At 73.3% G+C, this 16873-nt stretch carries 15 protein-coding genes; 7 read left to right on the top strand and 8 right to left on the bottom strand.

Translation table 11 applies throughout. From position 1 onward, the window contains the following. Positions 1–49: 49 nt before the first annotated feature. Both AB0N27_RS20110 and AB0N27_RS20105 read right to left on the bottom strand, forming a co-directional pair. Entirely contained in the window at positions 50–1354 is a 1305-nt protein-coding gene (locus AB0N27_RS20110; protein ID WP_364371686.1) for an O-antigen ligase family protein, read from the bottom strand. Positions 1355–1482: 128 nt separating this feature from the next. After that, entirely contained in the window at positions 1483–2718 is a 1236-nt protein-coding gene (locus AB0N27_RS20105; RefSeq protein WP_364371684.1) for a glycosyltransferase family 4 protein, read from the bottom strand. A 167-nt stretch (positions 2719–2885) separates the two neighbouring features. On the opposite strand from AB0N27_RS20105, the gene AB0N27_RS20100 reads away from it, so the two are divergent. The 3 genes from AB0N27_RS20100 to AB0N27_RS20090 are packed head-to-tail and all read left to right on the top strand — an operon-like array spanning position 2886 to position 6594. After that, the gene (locus AB0N27_RS20100) at positions 2886–3830 is read left to right on the top strand and encodes an NAD-dependent epimerase/dehydratase family protein (protein ID WP_364371682.1); all 945 of its coding nucleotides are present in this window, start codon (positions 2886–2888) and stop codon (positions 3828–3830) included. 9 nt (positions 3831–3839) lie between these two features. Next, positions 3840–5234, top strand: a complete 1395-nt coding sequence (locus AB0N27_RS20095; protein ID WP_364371679.1) for an oligosaccharide flippase family protein — start codon at positions 3840–3842, stop codon at positions 5232–5234. Next, positions 5221–6594, top strand: a complete 1374-nt coding sequence (locus AB0N27_RS20090) for a glycosyl transferase family 1 (RefSeq protein WP_364371676.1) — start codon at positions 5221–5223, stop codon at positions 6592–6594. The genes AB0N27_RS20095 and AB0N27_RS20090 overlap by 14 nt, the downstream gene beginning before the upstream one ends. 15 nt (positions 6595–6609) lie before the next feature. Here the strand turns inward: AB0N27_RS20090 and AB0N27_RS20085 are convergent, their stop codons facing one another. Next, a complete protein-coding gene (locus AB0N27_RS20085) occupies positions 6610–7932 on the bottom strand; it encodes an O-antigen ligase family protein (RefSeq protein ID WP_364371673.1) in 1323 nt (440 codons plus the stop codon). 326 nt (positions 7933–8258) lie between these two features. Here AB0N27_RS20085 and AB0N27_RS20080 point away from each other — a divergent pair, with 326 nt between their 5' ends. The 3 genes from AB0N27_RS20080 to wecB are packed head-to-tail and all read left to right on the top strand — an operon-like array spanning position 8259 to position 11564. Further along, the gene (locus AB0N27_RS20080; RefSeq protein WP_364371670.1) at positions 8259–9299 is read left to right on the top strand and encodes a polysaccharide biosynthesis protein; all 1041 of its coding nucleotides are present in this window, start codon (positions 8259–8261) and stop codon (positions 9297–9299) included. Further along, on the top strand, positions 9293–10417 hold the full coding sequence (locus AB0N27_RS20075) for an NAD-dependent epimerase/dehydratase family protein (protein WP_364371667.1): 1125 nt from the start codon (positions 9293–9295) through the stop codon (positions 10415–10417). The genes AB0N27_RS20080 and AB0N27_RS20075 overlap by 7 nt, the downstream gene beginning before the upstream one ends. 22 nt (positions 10418–10439) lie before the next feature. Continuing rightward, positions 10440–11564 (top strand): UDP-N-acetylglucosamine 2-epimerase (non-hydrolyzing), encoded by a 1125-nt coding sequence (gene wecB / locus AB0N27_RS20070; RefSeq protein ID WP_364371664.1) that lies wholly within the window; start codon positions 10440–10442, stop codon positions 11562–11564. 58 nt (positions 11565–11622) lie between these two features. Here wecB and AB0N27_RS20065 read toward each other — a convergent pair whose 3' ends face one another. From AB0N27_RS20065 to AB0N27_RS20050, 4 genes are read right to left on the bottom strand one after another with little or no spacing between them, the layout of a single operon-like run. Continuing rightward, positions 11623–12834 (bottom strand): glycosyltransferase family 4 protein, encoded by a 1212-nt coding sequence (locus AB0N27_RS20065; RefSeq protein WP_364371661.1) that lies wholly within the window; start codon positions 12832–12834, stop codon positions 11623–11625. Beyond that, on the bottom strand, positions 12831–13478 hold the full coding sequence (locus tag AB0N27_RS20060; RefSeq protein WP_364371657.1) for a NeuD/PglB/VioB family sugar acetyltransferase: 648 nt from the start codon (positions 13476–13478) through the stop codon (positions 12831–12833). The genes AB0N27_RS20065 and AB0N27_RS20060 overlap by 4 nt, the downstream gene beginning before the upstream one ends. Continuing rightward, complete coding sequence (locus AB0N27_RS20055) at positions 13475–14119, bottom strand: sugar transferase (protein WP_364371654.1); 645 nt, start codon at positions 14117–14119, stop codon at positions 13475–13477. Before AB0N27_RS20055 ends, AB0N27_RS20060 begins: the two co-directional genes overlap by 4 nt. Beyond that, positions 14116–15276 (bottom strand): aminotransferase class I/II-fold pyridoxal phosphate-dependent enzyme, encoded by a 1161-nt coding sequence (locus AB0N27_RS20050; protein ID WP_364371652.1) that lies wholly within the window; start codon positions 15274–15276, stop codon positions 14116–14118. Before AB0N27_RS20050 ends, AB0N27_RS20055 begins: the two co-directional genes overlap by 4 nt. A 219-nt stretch (positions 15277–15495) precedes the next feature. On the opposite strand from AB0N27_RS20050, the gene AB0N27_RS20045 reads away from it, so the two are divergent. Next, positions 15496–16452 (top strand): DUF389 domain-containing protein, encoded by a 957-nt coding sequence (locus AB0N27_RS20045; RefSeq protein ID WP_364371649.1) that lies wholly within the window; start codon positions 15496–15498, stop codon positions 16450–16452. Here AB0N27_RS20045 and AB0N27_RS20040 read toward each other — a convergent pair. After that, positions 16373–16849 carry a hypothetical protein gene (locus AB0N27_RS20040; protein ID WP_364371646.1) on the bottom strand — a complete coding sequence of 159 codons (477 nt, stop codon included), beginning with the start codon at positions 16847–16849 and terminating at the stop codon, positions 16373–16375. The genes AB0N27_RS20045 and AB0N27_RS20040 overlap by 80 nt on opposite strands. Between the last annotated feature and the right edge of the window lie 24 nt (positions 16850–16873).

The following is a 16873-nucleotide window of genomic DNA, read 5'->3' as shown; positions in this document are numbered from 1 at the left end:
TACCAGGTCAGCGCGGGCCCGCGCGGCGTGCCGGGCCGGCGCGGCCCGTTCAGCGCACCAGGCCCATCGGTGGCCGTGCCGGGCGGGTGCCCGGCACCACCGGCTTCGTCTCGACGGGCCGGTCGAGCAGCGCCACCGGCAGCCGGGACCACAGGGCCAGCACGAGCCACGCCACAGGCGAGATCTCCCAGTGCCCGCTGAGCCAGATCGGCGTCCAGCCGACGATCAGCGCGCCCACCAGCATCCCGTGCCGGCGGCTCAGCCCGGGTGCCGCGTCCCGGATGAGGAAGCCGATCACCGCCGCGAACATCACGATCCCGATCAGGCCGAGGTCGTTGCCGAGGGTGAGCACCAGCGAGTGGGCGCCCACCCCGTAGTACGGGTTGGTACTGGGAAACGCGCCGACACCGATGCCGACAAGCGGCGAGTCCCAGAACGACGCCTCGGCGACCGGCCAGATGGCGAGCCGTCCGGAGAGGTCGTCGAGGGGCCTGTCGAACACGTCCGCGAGCCACTGTGGCTGGTAGCGGGTCAGGTGCCCGAACGGCACGAGGGTCAGCAGGACTGCCGAGGCGCCGACGGCGACGGCCCAGGTCCGCCCGGCCAGCCGGTCCACGAGCAGGTACGCCGCGACGGCGACAAGCGCCATCTGGCTGGCCCGCGTTCCGGTGAGCATCGTCGCGTACCCGAACAGCGGCAGCAGCAGCCAGAGCGCGGCGCGGACCGGGCGGGTGCCGACCCGTGCCACCAGCAGCAGGACGGTGACCAGGACGGCGGTGACCAGGCAGTACGCGGTGTAGTTGACGCCCACGCCCTCCAGCGAGACGCGCAGCGCGGTCTGGTCGAGGCGGCTGGCCCGGATCAGCTCGGCCGCCGTCCATCCCGCGCCGGCGAGGTAGGAACCGGCGACCAGCAGCAGGCGACGCCTGCTGGACAGCACGTGCCGTGCGGCGATCAGCAGCAGGGCGACTGTCCACCAGGCCCGTACGGCGATCTGGCTGCTCTCGACGTCGCGGCTCCACATCAGCGTGGCGCTGGCCCAGCAGCAGATCAGGATCGCCAGGTAGTCCGCCGGTCCGGTGCGGGGGATGCGACCGCTGGTCAGCAGCGCGGCGGCGGCGAGCCAGAGCCCGCCCTGGTAGGCCAGGTTCGGACTGACCGTGCCCAGGACGGCGGCGAGGCAGATCGGCAGCACGCTGAACCCCGCCAGGTTCCACCGGCTGCCGCCGCTGGCCGCCGGTGCCGGCGCGGCCGTCCGGGGCAGACCGATCGGCGACCGGGCAGGTGTGGCGTCGTCGGGGCGCCGCTGCGGACGCTCCACGATGGACCGCGCTGCGCCGTACCCCTGAGCCACGGGCTCTCCTCCTGCCGAGCGGTGCTCCCGGCCGGGCGGACGCCGGACCGTGCCGCAGACGAGCCTAGGCGGAGATCGAGGGAGGTACCTGTGCTTTAACCAATAAATCGGGCAATTGCCGCCGTATGTCAGCCGCGCCCCCGGGCCGCCGCCTTGCTCAACAGATCCTCGATCTGGTCGACCCCGACGCGCATCGACATCCGGTCCAGGTAGAGCTGACGACCTCGGCGGCCCATCGCGAGCCGCTGCTCGGCCGGCACCCGTGCCGCCGCGACGAACTGGTCGGCAAGCGCCCGCCAGTCGTCCGGCGGGCAGACCAGCCCGGCCCCACCGGCCTCGACCAGCCGGGCGGCGTCGCCGTCCGCCGACATCAGCACCGGCACCCCGCAGGCGAGCGCGGCCTGCAACTTCGACGGCACCGTGCCGCGCAGCCACGGCAGGTCCCGCAGCATGACCAGCTGGTAGTCGGCGGCGGCGTACAACTCGGCCATCTCCGCCGCCGGGCGCCGGCCGAGGAACCGGACGTTCGTCGCGCCCAGGTCGTCGGCGAGTTTGCGGGCCTGCTCGGCGCCCAACCCGGTGCCGACGAAGACCAGGTCCACCGCGTCCGGTGCGGCCGCCGCCGCCCTGATCGCCACGTCGACGCCCTGCAACAACCCCAGGTTGCCGGCGAACATCACAGTCGTCCGTCCCCGATGGCCGATCGTCGTACGGGCCGCGTCGGTGCACGGCACCGGCCGGAACAGCGCCTCGTCGGTCCAGTTGAACACGGTACGCACCGAGCCCGGGTCCACGCCGCGCTCCACCACCTGCTCCGCCATCGCGGGAGCGATCACCGCGATGCCGGCGCAGGAGTGGTAGATCCGCCGCATCGCCCCGGTGAGGACCGCGTCCAAAGCCCTGCCCGCCAGCCCCGCCGGCGCCATCCCCGACTGGGTCACCGACTCCGGCCACAGGTCCTGCACGTGCAGCACCGCCGGCACGCCGCGCAACAGGCGCAGCAGCCCGGCGGCGGCGTACGAGGTGGGCGGCGGGTGGTAGACGTAGAGCGCGTCGACCCCGCGCAGGTGTCGCGGGGCGGCCACGGCGCTGGTCGCCGCGAACGACAGGTAGCTCACCGCCCGGCGCAGGCCGGAACGGTCGTGGCTCGGGTACGCCGGCACCCGCCGTACGGCCACCCCGTCCTCGGTGCCGCTGTGGTTCCACCGCTGTCGCCACCCCGGGTAGGTCCGACCCAGCGGCAGGCTCGGGAACGTGGTCAGCACCCGCACCTCGTGCCCGCGCCGGGTCAGCTCGGTGGCCAGCTGACCCGGCACGAACGTGTTCTCCGGCGGGTACCACTGACTGATCAGTCCGATTCGCATCTCCGACGCCCCCGTCCCCACTCGCCCATCAGCGCTGACAACTGACGGAACGGATCGGAGGACACGCGCCACGCCGGTCCCGTACCGCGTGACCTGGGTCCGGAGCGCTCGTTGTCCCACTGGCAGCGGGTGCTGGGCCGCCGTCGACCGGCCGAAGGGGAGACCTCGTGAAGGTAGTGGTGACCGGGGGAGCCGGATTCATCGGCGCGAACCTCGTGCGGGCGCTCGACGAGACCCCACAGGTGACCGAGATCGTGGTCGTCGACGACCTCTCCACCGGCCTGCTGGACAACCTGCACGGCCAACCGGTCCGGCTGTACCAGGGCACCGTGCTCGACCCCGACCTGCTCGACGAGGCGGTCGCCGGCGCGGCAAGCGTGGTGCACCTGGGCGCCCTCGGCTCGGTGCCGCGCTCCATCGACAGGCCGCTGCCGAGCCACCACGCCAACGCCACAGGCACGCTCATGGTGCTGGAGGCCGCCCGCCGGCACGGCGTACCGCAGGTGATCCTCTCGTCGTCCTCGTCGGTGTACGGCGCCAACCCGGTGCTGCCCCGGCAGGAGGGACTCCGCCCGATCCCGGTCTCCCCGTACGCGGTCTCCAAGCTGGCCGCCGAGGCGTACGCGGTCGCCTACGCGTCGTGCTACGACATGGGTGTGCTGCCGTTCCGCTTCTTCAACGTCTTCGGCCCACGGCAGGCGGCGCACCACGCGTACGCCGCAGTGCTGCCCCGGTTCGTCACGGCGGCCCTCGCCGGCGAGCCGCTGCGGGTGCACGGTGACGGCCGGCAGACCCGCGACTTCACGTTCGTCGGCACCGTGACCTCGGTGCTCGTCGACGCCATCGTCCGCCGGGTGTCCACCACCGACGTGGTGAACCTGGCCTTCGGCGCACGGATCTCCCTGCTCGACCTGATCGCCGAACTGGAGGACATCATGGGCCGGCCGTTGCCCGTGGTGCACGAGCCGCCGCGCCCCGGCGACGTACGGGACTCGCAGGCCGACTGCGGCCGGCTGCGGGAACTGTTCCCCACGGTGCGACCGGTACCGCTGCGCACCGGTCTGGAGCGGACCGTGTCCTGGATGTCCGGTCACGTGCTCAGCGGCCAGTAGGCCGCGCCGATGTCGTCCGGGGTCGCCGAACGGACCCGGCGGGCCGGCCCGGCCGGCACGAGCCGCAGCCGCCGGCTGGTGTCGGGTGTCACCACGGCGCTGCTCAGCCGGGCGGCCGGGCTGATCGTTCCGATTGTGCTGGTCCCGGTGACGCTTCCCTACTTCGGCAACGACCTGTACGGCCTGTGGATGGCTGTCGCCTCGCTGGCCGGCATGGCGGCCTTCGCCGACCTGGGGCTGGGCAGCGGACTGATGACGAAGCTGGCCCCCTGCTACGCGAACGGTGACACCGCGCGGGCCCGCCGCTACGTCTCCAGCGCGTACCTGACTCTCACGGTGCTGGCGTTCGCGCTCACCGGGGCGCTCTGGCTGGCCGCCGGCGCGGTGCCGTGGTCGGCGCTGTTCAACGTGACCGGGCAGGTCACCACCGAGCAGACCCGGATGATCTCGCTGATCTGCCTCACCGCGTTCGCGCTGAACGTGCCGCTGTCTTTGATCGCCCGCGTCCAGTACGCCTACCAGCAGGTCGGGCGGAGCAACGTCTGGCAGGCCGCCGGCAGCCTCGCGGCGCTCGCCGCCGTCCTCGGTGTGGTCTGGGCCGACCTGTCGCCGCTCCTGGTCGTCGCGGTGTCGGTGGCCACGCCGCTGCTGGTCAACCTGCTCAACATGCTCTGGTTCTTCGGTCGGCAGGAGCCGCGGATTCGACCCACGCCGAGAGCTGTCGACGCCCGCGCGGCAGTGGAGCTGGCCCGGCTCAGTGGCTTGTTCTTCGTGCTCACCGTTGTCATCTCGTTCGCCACGAACGCCGACACGCTGATCATCGCGCACGCGCTCGGCCTGTCCGCGGTGGCCGGGTACGTGGTGCCGGCGAAGCTGCTGTCCCAGCTCGGCCAGCTCGTCGTCCTGGTCAACGTGCCGCTCTGGCCGGCCAACGGCGAGGCCCTGGCCGAGGGGCACCTGGACTGGGTACGGCGGACGACCCGACGGATGACAGTGCTGTCGGTGCTCGCCGCCGGCCTGCCCGCCGCCGCGCTCGTGGCGTTCGGCGACCGGCTCTTCGCCGCCTGGCTGCCGGTGCCGATGGGCGACGACCGCGTGCTGCTCGCCGGGCTGGGTGTCTGGTGGGTGCTCCAGGCGGCCCTGTCACCGCGGTTCATGGTGCAGAACGCCGACGGCGTCATCGTCCCGCAACTCGTCGGCTGGGCGGCCTTCCTGCTGCTGTCGGCGCTCGGCAAGTGGTACGCGGCGGACCGCCTCGGCGTCGCCGCCGTGCCCTGGGTCGGGGCGCTCGGCTACGCGCTGACAGTCGTGCCTGCCGCGCTGTACGGATATCACCGGACGTTGCGCCGGCATCACCGCCCGGCCACCGAGACCGAGGGAGTCGTCGCCCATGCCGTCCGTTGAGGAGTTTCCCCGCGTCCTGGTGGTGAGCGCCGCCGTCTTCGACCGCTCCACGGGCACCGGCATCACCCTGTCGAACCTGTTCGCCGGCTGGCCGCCGGACCGCCTCGCCCAGCTGTACACCGAGGACGCCAGCCCGGGTGCGGAGGTGCGCGGCACGTTCGCCCGGTTCGCGCCGCGCAACGCGCCGGTGGAGTACCACCTGTTCCGCCTCCGCCAGCGCACCCGCCGTGCCGACCCGGTCGGCGTGGGAACCGCCGAGGCGGTCGATCCGCTGCCCGGCCCGGTGCGCGCCCGACTGCGCCAGCAGTTGCGGGCCTTCGTCGACCTCAGCCCGGTCCGCGTTCCCGTCGACGTTCGGGGCTGGCTGCGCGAGCAGCGACCGGACGTGGTCTACGCGACGCTCGGCAGCATCCGGATGATGCGCCTGGCGGTGACCGCCGCGCAGGAGTGCGACGCCCCGCTGGTGCCGCACTTCATGGACGACTGGCCCAGCACCCTGTACGCCAACGGGCAGGTGCTCGGCGTACCCCGGCTCGCCGTCCTGGCCGGGGTCAGGGAGGTGCTGCGGCACTCGTCGTACGGGATGGGGATCAGCGAGGCGATGGCCCGCGAGTTCGAGCGCCGGTACGGGCTGCCGTTCGCCGCGTTCGGCAACTGTGTGGCCCCGTCCGACTTCGCCGACCCCGACCAGCCACCGCCGACGCGTCCGGCGGGCGGCCCGGTCGAGCTCGTCTACGTGGGCGGGCTGCACCTGGACCGGTGGCGTTCGCTGCGCCGGATCGGCGAGGTGGTGCAGCGACTGGCGGAGCGGGGCACGCCCGCGCGACTGACCGTGCACGCCCCGGCGCGGGACCTCGGCCCGTACGGGGACGTCTTCGCCGGTCTGCCGGCGGTCCGGATGGGTCGGTCGTTGGCGCCCGGCGAGGTCCCCGGGGTGCTGCGACGGGCCGACGTGCTGGTGCACGTCGAGGCGTTCGCCGAGGAGCACCGCCGGTACACCCGCTACTCGCTGTCCACGAAGATCCCGCAGTACCTCGCGGCGGGCCGGCCGGTGCTCGGGTTCGGTCCCGCCGAGCTGGCCTCGATGGCGCACCTGTCGGAGGCCGACGCGGGCACTGTCGTCGGTGTCGACGACGAGGCGGCCCTGGCCGAGGCGGTCGGCGCGCTCTGCGCCGATGCCGGGCTGCGCGACCGGCTGGGCCGGCGGGGGCTGGCGTACGCGGTGCGGCACCACCGTACGGACCGGGTGGCCGCCCGCTTCGCCGAGGTGCTTCGGGAGGCGGCGCGCCGCCGGGTGGCCCGGCCGCCGGCGCCCCGGTCCGGGTCGGGGACGACGCTCGAGGGCGTGGACGCCGGCTGAGCGGTGCCGCCACGGTCAGCGGCGCGGGAACCTTCCGGCGCCGGCCATCGGCACGAGTGTCGCCCGGCGCAGGAGGGAGCGGGCGTGCCGGGGCGCGACGCCCCGCGCCCGCGCCGGACCCCAGATCCCGGGAACGACAGTGAGCAGGCCGAGGGCCAGCCAGAAACCCAGCGCGGTCTCCCACTGGCCGGTCAGCCAGATCGGCAGCATGGCCGCGGTGAACGCGCAGGTCAGCAGCAACGCCCTCCGGCCGGTGCGGGCGGCGGTGACAAGAGCCGCGGCCATCGTGCCGAAGTAGAGCAGCACCCCGACAAGCCCCAGGTCGTTGCCGACGGTGAGCAGCAGGTTGTGCGGCCCGATCTCGAACGGGTTGGTGGAGATGAACACCCCCGCGCCGGAGCCGGTCAGCGGCGACTCCCACCAGGTCGACAGGGCGTACGGCCAGATGGAGAGCCGCCCGGAGATGTCGCCGGTGGGCCTGCCGTACAGCCCGTCGAGCCAGAGCATCTCGTTCTGCGGGGTCATCCCGAACGGCACCACGAGCACCGCGGCGGCGGCGACCCCGGCGACGGTGAGCCCGGTCAGCCGGGGCAGCAGGTGCGCCGCCAGCGCGGCGAGCAACCCGAGCAGCACGCCGATGGCCGCGCCCCGCGAGCCGGTGAGCAGCACCGCGTACCCGAGCAGGACCACCAGCGCCAGCGGCGCCAGCCACAGCGACCGCCGGTGGGCGCCGGCCACGGCGAGCGCCAGGGCCAGCACCACACCGACGGCAAGGGTGTACGCGGTGAGGTTCACCTCCCTGCCGTCGACGCCGTAGCGGTGCGCGAAGAGCAGCACGTCCCCCTGCGACCGGGCGCCGGTGACCACCTCGACGGCGACGACGGCGCAGCCGGCGAGGTACGCCCAGCCGACCAGCAGCAGGTCGCGTCGGGCACGGACGACGTGCCGGCAGGCCACCAGGAGCAGGCATACCGAGATATACCGGTAGGCGGCGGGCACCGTGAGGTCGGTGCGGCTGCTCCAGAGGACGCTGGCGGCGGCCCAGCCCGCGAGGAGCAGCGCGAGCGTGTCGACGCCGCGCAGCCGGGGCAGCCGTCCGGTGAGTCCGATCGCCAGCACGGCCAGCGGTGCGGCGTAGTTGAACGACCACCAGGGCGGGCGCGCGGCCATGAAGGCGATCACGCAGAGGACCAGGACGGCGGGAAGGCTGCCGCTGGGTTGGTGCGGGAGGGGGCGCGTGGCGGTGGCCGGCCGCTGGCCGACGGGCGTCGGGTTCGCCCGGCCGACGAGCTGCGGGGGGTGCCGGGCCGGTCCGGTGCGCGGCGGCGCCGCCGTCACCGGATGAGCCCGGGGTACGCGGTCGGCGCGCGGCCTGGCGGGGGAGGGAGCGGCACGGAACCGTTTCTATCAGGTGAAGAACGGTAAAGTGGCGAATTCCCCTGACAAACAGGCACCTTTTCGGTGCGAGTTTGCGCCGGTGGAGGCTTGTTTGGGGTGTTTGGGTTAAACGCGTATCCCGTCTTGTCGGCCTTCGTTGACCCGGGTGCCGCAACCGGTGGGGCTTTCGCCTGGCCACCGGAGATCGGCGCCCGCGCGGCAGCGCGAAGCGCTGCGTCCGGGCTGGCGGGTGACAACCGCCCGTCGGGTGACGAACGGGAGAACCAATGAGCGTGATGACCGCGGGCCGTCGGGTGCTGATCACCGGCGGGACCGGATCCTTTGGACAGACGATGGCCCGACGGCTGCTCGACCGGGACGTCGCCGAGGTGCGGATCCTCAGCCGGGACGAGGCCAAGCAGGAAGCCATGCGACGGTCCCTCGGCGACGAACGGGTGCGGTACCACATCGGCGACGTCCGCGACGTCGACACCGTGCTGCGCGCCACCCGGGGCGTCGACTTCGTCTTCCACGCGGCGGCGCTCAAGCAGGTGCCGTCCTGCGAGTTCTTCCCCCTCGAAGCGGTGCGCACCAACATCCTCGGCAGCGGCAACGTCGTCGAGGCCGCCGCGCACAACGGGGTCAGCTCCGTGGTGGTGCTCAGCACCGACAAGGCCGTCTACCCGGTGAACGCGATGGGCATGAGCAAGGCGCTGATGGAGAAGGTCGCCCAGGCGTACGCCAGGAACAACCCGAACAGCGCCACCACCGTCTCCTGCGTCAGGTACGGCAACGTCATGTACTCGCGCGGCTCGGTGATCCCGCTGTTCATCGAGCAGATCAAGGCCGGTCGCGCGCCCACCGTCACCGACCCCGGCATGACCCGCTTCCTCATGTCGCTCGCCGACTCGGTCGACCTGGTCGAGCACGCCTTCCACCACGCCCGCCCCGGCGACGTGTTCATCCGCAAGGCCGCCGCCTGCACCATCAGCGACCTCGCCGAGGCCGTCTGCCAGCTCTTCGACGTGCCGTTCAAGTTGGACGTGATCGGCGTACGGCACAGCGAGAAGTGGCACGAGACCCTCGCCAGTCGGGAGGAGCTGGCCCAGGCCGACGACTTCGGCGACTTCTTCCGGGTGCCGCTGGACGCCCGCGATCTCAACTACGCGCTCTACGTCTCCGAGGGCGAGCTGGGCGAGGTGCCGCAGGAGGACTTCAACTCGGCGAACGCCACCCGGCTCGGCGTACCCGAGGTGGTGGAGCTGCTCAGGACGCTGCCGGAGGTCCGGGCGGAGCTGGCGCTGCGCGACCCGGTGCTGGCGTGCTGAGCCTCGCCGTCACCGGCCCGGGCGGCTTCCTCGGCTGGCACGTGCGGGTCCTGCTGCGGGCGCTCGGCTGGCCCGAGCCGACAGTGCTGACCCGCGCGGACCTCGCCGACCCGGCAGTGGTCGCCCACAAGATCGCCGGCGTGGACCGGGTGCTGCACCTGGCCGGGGTCAACCGGGGTGAACCCGCCGACGTGGCCGCCGGCAACGTCCAGCTCGCCGCCCAGCTCGCCGACGGCCTGCGCGCCTGCCCGGACCCGCCCATCGGTGTGGTCTTCGCCAACTCGGTGCAGGCCGGCAACGGCACCCCGTACGGCGACGCCAAGGCCACCGCCGCCAGCATCCTCGCCGACACCGGCGTGCCGCTCGACGACCTGCTGCTTCCCAACCTGTACGGCGAGCACGGCCGGCCCTGGTACAACTCGGCGGTCGCCACCTTCTGCCGGGTGCTCGCCGAGGGCGGCCAGCCGGAGGTGCACGCCGACCGGGAGATGGACCTGGTGCACGTCACCGACGCCGCGGCCCGGCTGGCCGGTGTGGCGGCGGGCGGCTCCTGGGACCCGGCGATGCCGGCGCTGCGGACCGGGGTCCGTGACCTCGCCGACCAGCTCGCCTCGTACGCGGACATCTACCGCACCGGCGAGATCCCGCCGCTTGGCGACAGGCACGCCGTACGGCTGTTCAACACCTACCGGTCGCACTGCTTCCCGGCGCACTACCCGCTGGCCCTGCCCACCCGGGCCGACGCCCGGGGAGCGCTCGTCGAGACGGTGAAGACGCACGGGGGAGCGGGGCAGACGTTCTGCTCCAGCACCCGGCCCGGCATCACCCGCGGCGAGCACTTCCACCTGGCCAAGGTGGAACGGTTCGTGGTGCTGCGCGGCACCGCCGAGATCAGCCTGCGCCGGATCGGCGACACCGATGTCGTCCGGTTCCCGGTCAGCGGCGACGAACCTGTGGTGATCGACATGCCGACCATGTGGGCGCACAACATCACCAACACCGGCCGGGACGAGCTGCTCACCCTCTTCTGGACCAACGAGCTGTTCGACCCGGAACGGCCCGACACGTGGCCCGAACCGGTCGGGGACGAGCACCGGGTGCCGGCCGGCGTCCGGTGAGTGACATGCGGAGGGAGACCACATGACCCGGGTGATGACAGTCGTCGGCACCCGTCCCGAGATCATCCGACTGTCCCGGGTGCTCAGCCGGCTCGACGACACAGTCGACCACGTGCTGGTGCACACCGGACAGAACTGGGACGCCACCCTCTCCGACGTGTTCTTCACCGAGCTGCGCCTGCGGCAACCCGACCGGTTCCTGCGTGTCGACACCTCGTCGCTGGGCCGGGTGCTCGGCGGGGTCCTCGTCGGCATGGAGGCGGCGATCGCCGAGGTGCGGCCGGACGCGCTGCTCGTGCTCGGCGACACCAACAGCTGCATCGCCGCGCTGATGGCCCGCCGGATGCGGGTGCCGGTCTACCACATGGAGGCCGGCAACCGCTGCTTCGACCTGAACGTGCCGGAGGAGACGAACCGGCGCCTGGTCGACCACGTGGCCGACTTCAACCTGGTCTACACCGAACACGCCCGACGCAACCTGCTCGCCGAGGGCCTGCACCCGCGCCGGATCCTGCACACCGGCTCGCCGATGCGCGAGGTACTGGAGCACTACCGGGCGCCGATCGCCAGCTCCACAATCCTGCGCCAGCTGGAACTCGACAAGGGCGGCTACTTCCTGGTCAGCGCGCACCGGGAGGAGAACGTCGACCGGCCCGACCGGCTCCAGCGGCTGCTGGACTGCCTGGTCGCGGTCCGCGACAGGTGGGGCCTGCCGGTGCTCGTCTCCACCCACCCGCGTACCCGCAAGCGGTTGGAGGCGTTGGCGCCGGACGCCACCGCGCTGGACGGCATCGCCTTCCACGAGCCGTTCGGGCTGCTCGACTACGTGCACCTGCAGACCAGGGCGTACTGCACGCTGTCGGACAGCGGCACGATCAGCGAGGAGGCCGCCATCCTCGGCTTCCCGGCGGTGACCCTGCGCGAGTCGATCGAACGCCCCGAGGCGCTCGACGCCGGCGGGATCATCATGACCGGCCTCGACCCGCAGGGCGTGGTCGAGGCCGTCGAGGTGACGGTGGCGCAGGTCGCCGCGCAGGGGGTGCCCTGCCCGGCCGACTACCAGGTGCCGGACACCTCGCGACGGGTGGTCGACTTCATCCTCTCCACGGTGCGTCGCCACCACGACTGGGCAGGCATCCGGCACTGACGCGCGACGGGCGGTCGGTGGCCCGGCGGGACCGGCCACCGACCGCCCACCGTCGTGGTCACCGCCTGCGGGCCGCCACGTCCTCCACGAGGTCCGCCACCTCGGCCGCCGCCCGCAGGTCGTCGAAGGACGCCAGCACGTGCTGGCGGGCCAGCCTGCCGCGCAGCGTCAGCGTTCCGGCGACCCAGCCCCGGTACGCGGTGTCGAGAGCGTCCACCAGGGCTGTCGGGTCAGCCGGTGGCACCACCCAGCCGCAACGTCCGGTGACCGCCTCGGGTAGCCCGCCGGCCGCGCTGACGATGCTCGGCACGCCCATCGAACCGGCCTCGACCGCCGCCATCGGACTGTCGCAGAGCGACGGCGCGACGCTCACGTCGGCGGCCGCGTAGCAGGGACGCACGTCCGGCACCGACTCCACCCAGGTCACCCCGGGGTCGTCGGCCACGCCGAAGGATTCGCCCAGGTGCCGCCGGTAGCTCTCCCCGGCCGCCGTCCAGCCGCCGCCGACAAGCAGCAGGTGCGCGTCCGGGTGCCGGCGGCGGAACGTCCGCCACGCGGCCAGCAGGACGTCGTGCCCCTTCACCCCGCGACCCGAGTGCGCCAGGCGCTTGGGCGGGTAGACGTAGGAGACCATCACCGCCAGGAACGCGCTCTGGTCGATGCCCAGCTCGGCGCGCAGCTTCGCCCGCTGGTCCGGGCCTGTGGCCTCCGGGCTGAACGCGTCGGTGTCCACCCCGTACACCGCCACCGGCCGCCGCTGCGGCGGGCAGCCCAGCTCACCGTACCGGGCGGAGGCGTACCGGCACCCGCAGACCACCAGGTCGTCCAGCCGCCACATCAACCGCTCCACCGACCGGACGAGCCGGGACTCCAGGTACGCCGGACCGGCCACCATGTGCACCCGGCGCACCGGCATTCCCAAGGTGGCCAGCCGCACCGCGTACGCCGAGGCGATCAGGTGGTACTGCACCACGTCGGGGCGCAGCCGCCGCAGCAGTGCCCGCAGCCGCAGCAGCCCGACCGGCGCGTGCCTGCCCAGCGTGAAGTCGTACGGGGAGTCGAGCACCTCGAAGCCCCGCCGCTCCAGCTCGTCGGTGAGCCGGCCGGCCCCCCGGGGCAGCACCACCGTCACCTCGTGCCCCCGGTGGCGCAGCTCCTCGACCTGCGGCAGCAGCCACATCCCGCCGGCGTTCGTCTTGACCAGCACCGCGATGCGCAGTCGGCGGACCCCGAGCGGGTGACCCACGCCGGGGCCGCCGGAGGCGCTCACCGGGCCGGGACTCCCTTGACCACCGTGCCGGCCGGTACGTCCCGGACCACGCAGGCTCCCGCGCCGACCGTCGCGCCGGCGCCCACCCGCAGCTTCTGCAACACGACCGCCCCGGCGCCGATCAGCACCCCGTCGCCCAGCCGGCAGTCGCCCGAGACCGCCCCCAGCGGGTTGACCGAGACGTGGTCGCCCAGCTCGCAGTCGTGCGCCACCGCGCTGTTCTGGTTGAGGTGCACGTGCCGGCCGAGCGTGACGTTCGTGGTGACCCGGGCGCCGGGGAACGCGATGAGACCCTCGCCGTAGACGGCGTCCGGCCCGACTGTGGCGTCCGGGTGCACAAGCACCGCGGCCGGCAGCCCGTACCCGGCCAGCCGTCCGTCCACCGCCCGGCGGGCCGCCGGGTCCCCGATGCCCAACGCCAGGTACGTGCCGGCGGGCTGCTCGGCGAGGCGGGCGGTCCCGCCCAGGTAGGGCACCTCCAGCCGCTGCACCCGCTTCAGGTTGACCTCGCTGGGCCGATCGTCGACGAACCCCCGTACCCGCCACGGTGGCGCGCCAGCGGCTGCGGCGTTGACGGCCCGGACGATGCCGAGCACCTCCCTGCCGTGCCCGCCGCAGCCGACGATGACGAGGTCCACGCTCACCGGTGGGCCTCCGCCGCGCCGGCGCCGGCCAGCTCGGCCGGACCGAGGTATTCGTGCGCGGTGGCCGCACCGGCCGCGGTGATCCCCTCCCGCCGCAGCACGGTCCGGACCGTGCGCAGCAGGATGCGCAGGTCCAGCCGGAGTGAGCGCTGCCCGACGTAGCGCACGTCGAGAGCGAAACGCTCCTCCCAGCTCAGCGCGTTACGCCCGTACACCTGCTGGAGGCCCGTGATGCCGGGGCGGACGTCGTGGCGGCGGAACTGCTCGGGCGTGTACCGGTCCAGGTACGCCGGCAGCAGCGGGCGCGGCCCCACCAGGCTCATCTCGCCGCGCAGCACGTTCCACAGTTGCGGCAGCTCGTCCAGGCTGGTGGTGCGCAGCCAGCGACCGAACGGGGTCAGTCGCGCGCCGTCGTTCGCCGGCGCGGCGTCCTCGCCCCCGACCGTCATCGAGCGGAACTTGACAAGCTCGAACAGCCGCCCGTGCCGCCCGGGCCGGGCCTGCCGGAACAGCACCGGCCGACCCATCGTGATCAGGACAGCCAACGCCACGGCGGCGAGCACCGGCGTGGCCAGCAGCAGACCGACGGCGGCGACCAGCACGTCCAGCACCCGCTTCACCGCGTCGTACGGCCGGCTCACCGGTGCCCCCCGAGGAACTCGGCGATCCCGCCGACCACGCGGTCGACCTGCTCGTCGGTGAGGGCGGAACCGCTGGGCAGCGAGAGACTTGTGGCGAAGAGCTGGTCGGCGGCGCCGGTGAGGGCGACCTGCCGGTCGGCGTACACCGGTTGGCGGTGCATCGGTTTCCACATCGGCCGGCTCTCCACCCCGAGCCGGGCCAGGTGCGCGGCGAGGTCCCCGGCGTGCCAGCCGGACCGCTCCGGCTCGACCACCACGGAGGTCAGCCAGCAGTTCGCGCCGGGGTCGCCGGCGCCGAGGATGCGGGTGCCCGGTACGGCGGCGAAGAGTCGCGCGTACCGGTCCCGTAGCGCCCGCCGTCTGGCGATCATCGGGTCCAGTCTGCTGAGCTGCGCCCGGCCGAGGGCCGCCAGCAGGGTGCTGAGCCGGTAGTTGTAGCCGATGTCGCGGTGCTCGTAGTGCGGCACCGGTTCGCGGGCCTGGGTGGCGAGGTGCCGGGCCCGGGCCACGAGCGCGGCGTCGTCGGAGACGAGCATCCCGCCAGCCGAGGTGGTCATGATCTTGTTGTGGCTGAACGAGTAGATCCCGACCCGGCCGAGCGTGCCGGCACACCGTCCACGGTAGGTGGAGCCGAGGGCCTGTGCGGCGTCCTCCACCACCGGGACGCCGGTGGCCGCGCAGAGCGGCAGCAGCCTGTCGTAGTCGGCGCAGCGGCCGTTGATGTCGACGACAAGGACGGCGGCGACCCGTCGACCGGCGTCGGCGAGGCGGCCCAGCAGGTCGGAGAGCAGGTCGACGTCGACGTTGCCGGTGGCCGCGTCACAGTCCACGAAGACCGGTTCGGCGCCTGTGTAGGTGACCGCGTTCGCGGTGGCGGCGAAGGTGAGCGTTGGCACCACCACGACGCTGTCCGGTCCGGCCCCCACTGCGAGCAGCGCCAGGTGCAGGGCGGCGGTGCCGGAGGAGAGCCCCAGCGCGTACCCGACGCCGACCCGCGCGGCGACCTCCCGCTCGAACGCGCCCAGCTCGGGCCCGTCGGGGTCGAATCGTCCCGTGCGCACGGCGCGCAGCAGGTAGGACTCCTCCAGCTCACCGACGTCCGGTGGGGAGAGGTAGACCGGGTCGGTCACCGCCGGGCCGCCGCTGCGCGGCGCCACGGGCGGACGGTGGTGGATCAGGTCCACGGACGGCGCCTCCGATCGGACGTGACAAAAGACCACAATGGTTGTAGCAGGGCCTATGACGGTGCATAGGTGGTTTCGCCGATTCTGCGGCGAATCGGGCCGACTGGCCCCGACGTCCGAACCGGTCGTCCGGTCCGGCCCGCTAGAGTGCTGCCGGCCGTGCCCGCGTGCCGCGTACAACAGGGAGAACGAGTGCTGCACCTGAGGGTGATCGCCCCTGCGGACCGATCCGCCGAGGTCGTCGACCTGCTGGCCGCCGAGGCGGGGGTGACCCACCTGGCCGTGCTGCCCGGCGTGGCCCGGCAACCGCGGGGCGACCTGATCCTCTGCGACGTGGTCCGGGAGAGCGCCGACGGCGTCCTGCGGGGCCTCCAGCAGCTCGGGGTGGAGGCGAGCGGCGGTATCTCCGCCGACGACGTCGAGCTGACCATCTCCGCGTCGGCGGACCGGGCCGCGGAGAAGGCGCCCGGCAGTGGCGCCGACGCGGTGGTCTGGGACGAGATCGCGGCGAAGACCGGCGAGCAGACCGAGCTGTCCGGCACCTACCTGGTGCTGATCGTGGTGGCCACCATGATCGCCGGTATCGGCGTGCTGCTGGACCAGCCGATCCTCATCGTCGGGGCGATGGTCGTCGGCCCGGAGTTCGGCCCGCTCGCCGCGCTCTGCGTGGCGCTGCTGCGTCGCCGGCTCGACGTGATCGGCCGGTCGGTGCAGGCGCTCACCGTGGGCTTCCTGGCGGCCATGGTGGCGACCGTGCTGAGCACCTGGGCGCTGACCGCTGCCGGTCTGGTCAGCGAGGAGATGCTGCGCGCCGACCGTCCGCTCACCAGTTTCATCTGGCGGCCCGACGCGCTGTCCTGGGTGGTGGGCCTGCTCGCCGGCGTGGCCGGCATGCTGTCGCTGACGTCGAAGAAGTCGGGAAGCCTGGTCGGGGTGTTGATCTCGGTGACCACGGTGCCGGCCGCGGCGAACGTGGCGGTGGCCGCCGCCTACGGCGTGTGGGACGAGGCGGGCGGTTCGGCACTCCAACTGGTGATCAACGTGTGCGCGATCGTCCTGGCCGGGCTGCTCACGCTCCTGGTCCAGCAGGCCTGGTGGTGGGACGTGGCCCGCCGGAATCGCCTGGCGCGTCGTCAAGCAGCCGGGTGAGCAGGGTCCGCAACGGCATCGACTCGCCGTCGCGGCCACCCGCCCCGACGACGAGCGGCGCCGGGCTGGGCTGCGGGTCGACGCCGAACAGTCGGGCCCGCAGGCCACCCGGCACGGTCAGCAGGTGGAACCGGCCGTCCACGTCCACCGCCCGGGTGCCGGCCCGGTCGACGTACCAGCCGGTCAACCGGGTGCGGTAGCGCCCGCGCCCGTCGTAGCCCCGCGCGACAAGCCGCGTGGTGGGCAACCCCCGCCGGGTCGCCTCGGCCACGAACCAGGCCACCAGCTCCGCCGCCTGCGCCTGCTCGGCCGCCCGCCGCCGGGCGTCCGCGTCGGCGTGCGCCCGGACCGCCTGTCGCTGCCGCTCCCGCCACTGCGGGTCGTCGCCCTCCACCACGAGCCGACGGTACGCGACCCGGGC

The organism is Micromonospora sp. NPDC093244 (assembly GCF_040683695.1).
Classification (GTDB): Bacteria; Actinomycetota; Actinomycetes; order Mycobacteriales; family Micromonosporaceae; genus Micromonospora.
The sequence above is the reverse complement of the archived record's forward strand: the minus strand, read 5'-3'. Positions and strand labels throughout refer to the sequence as shown.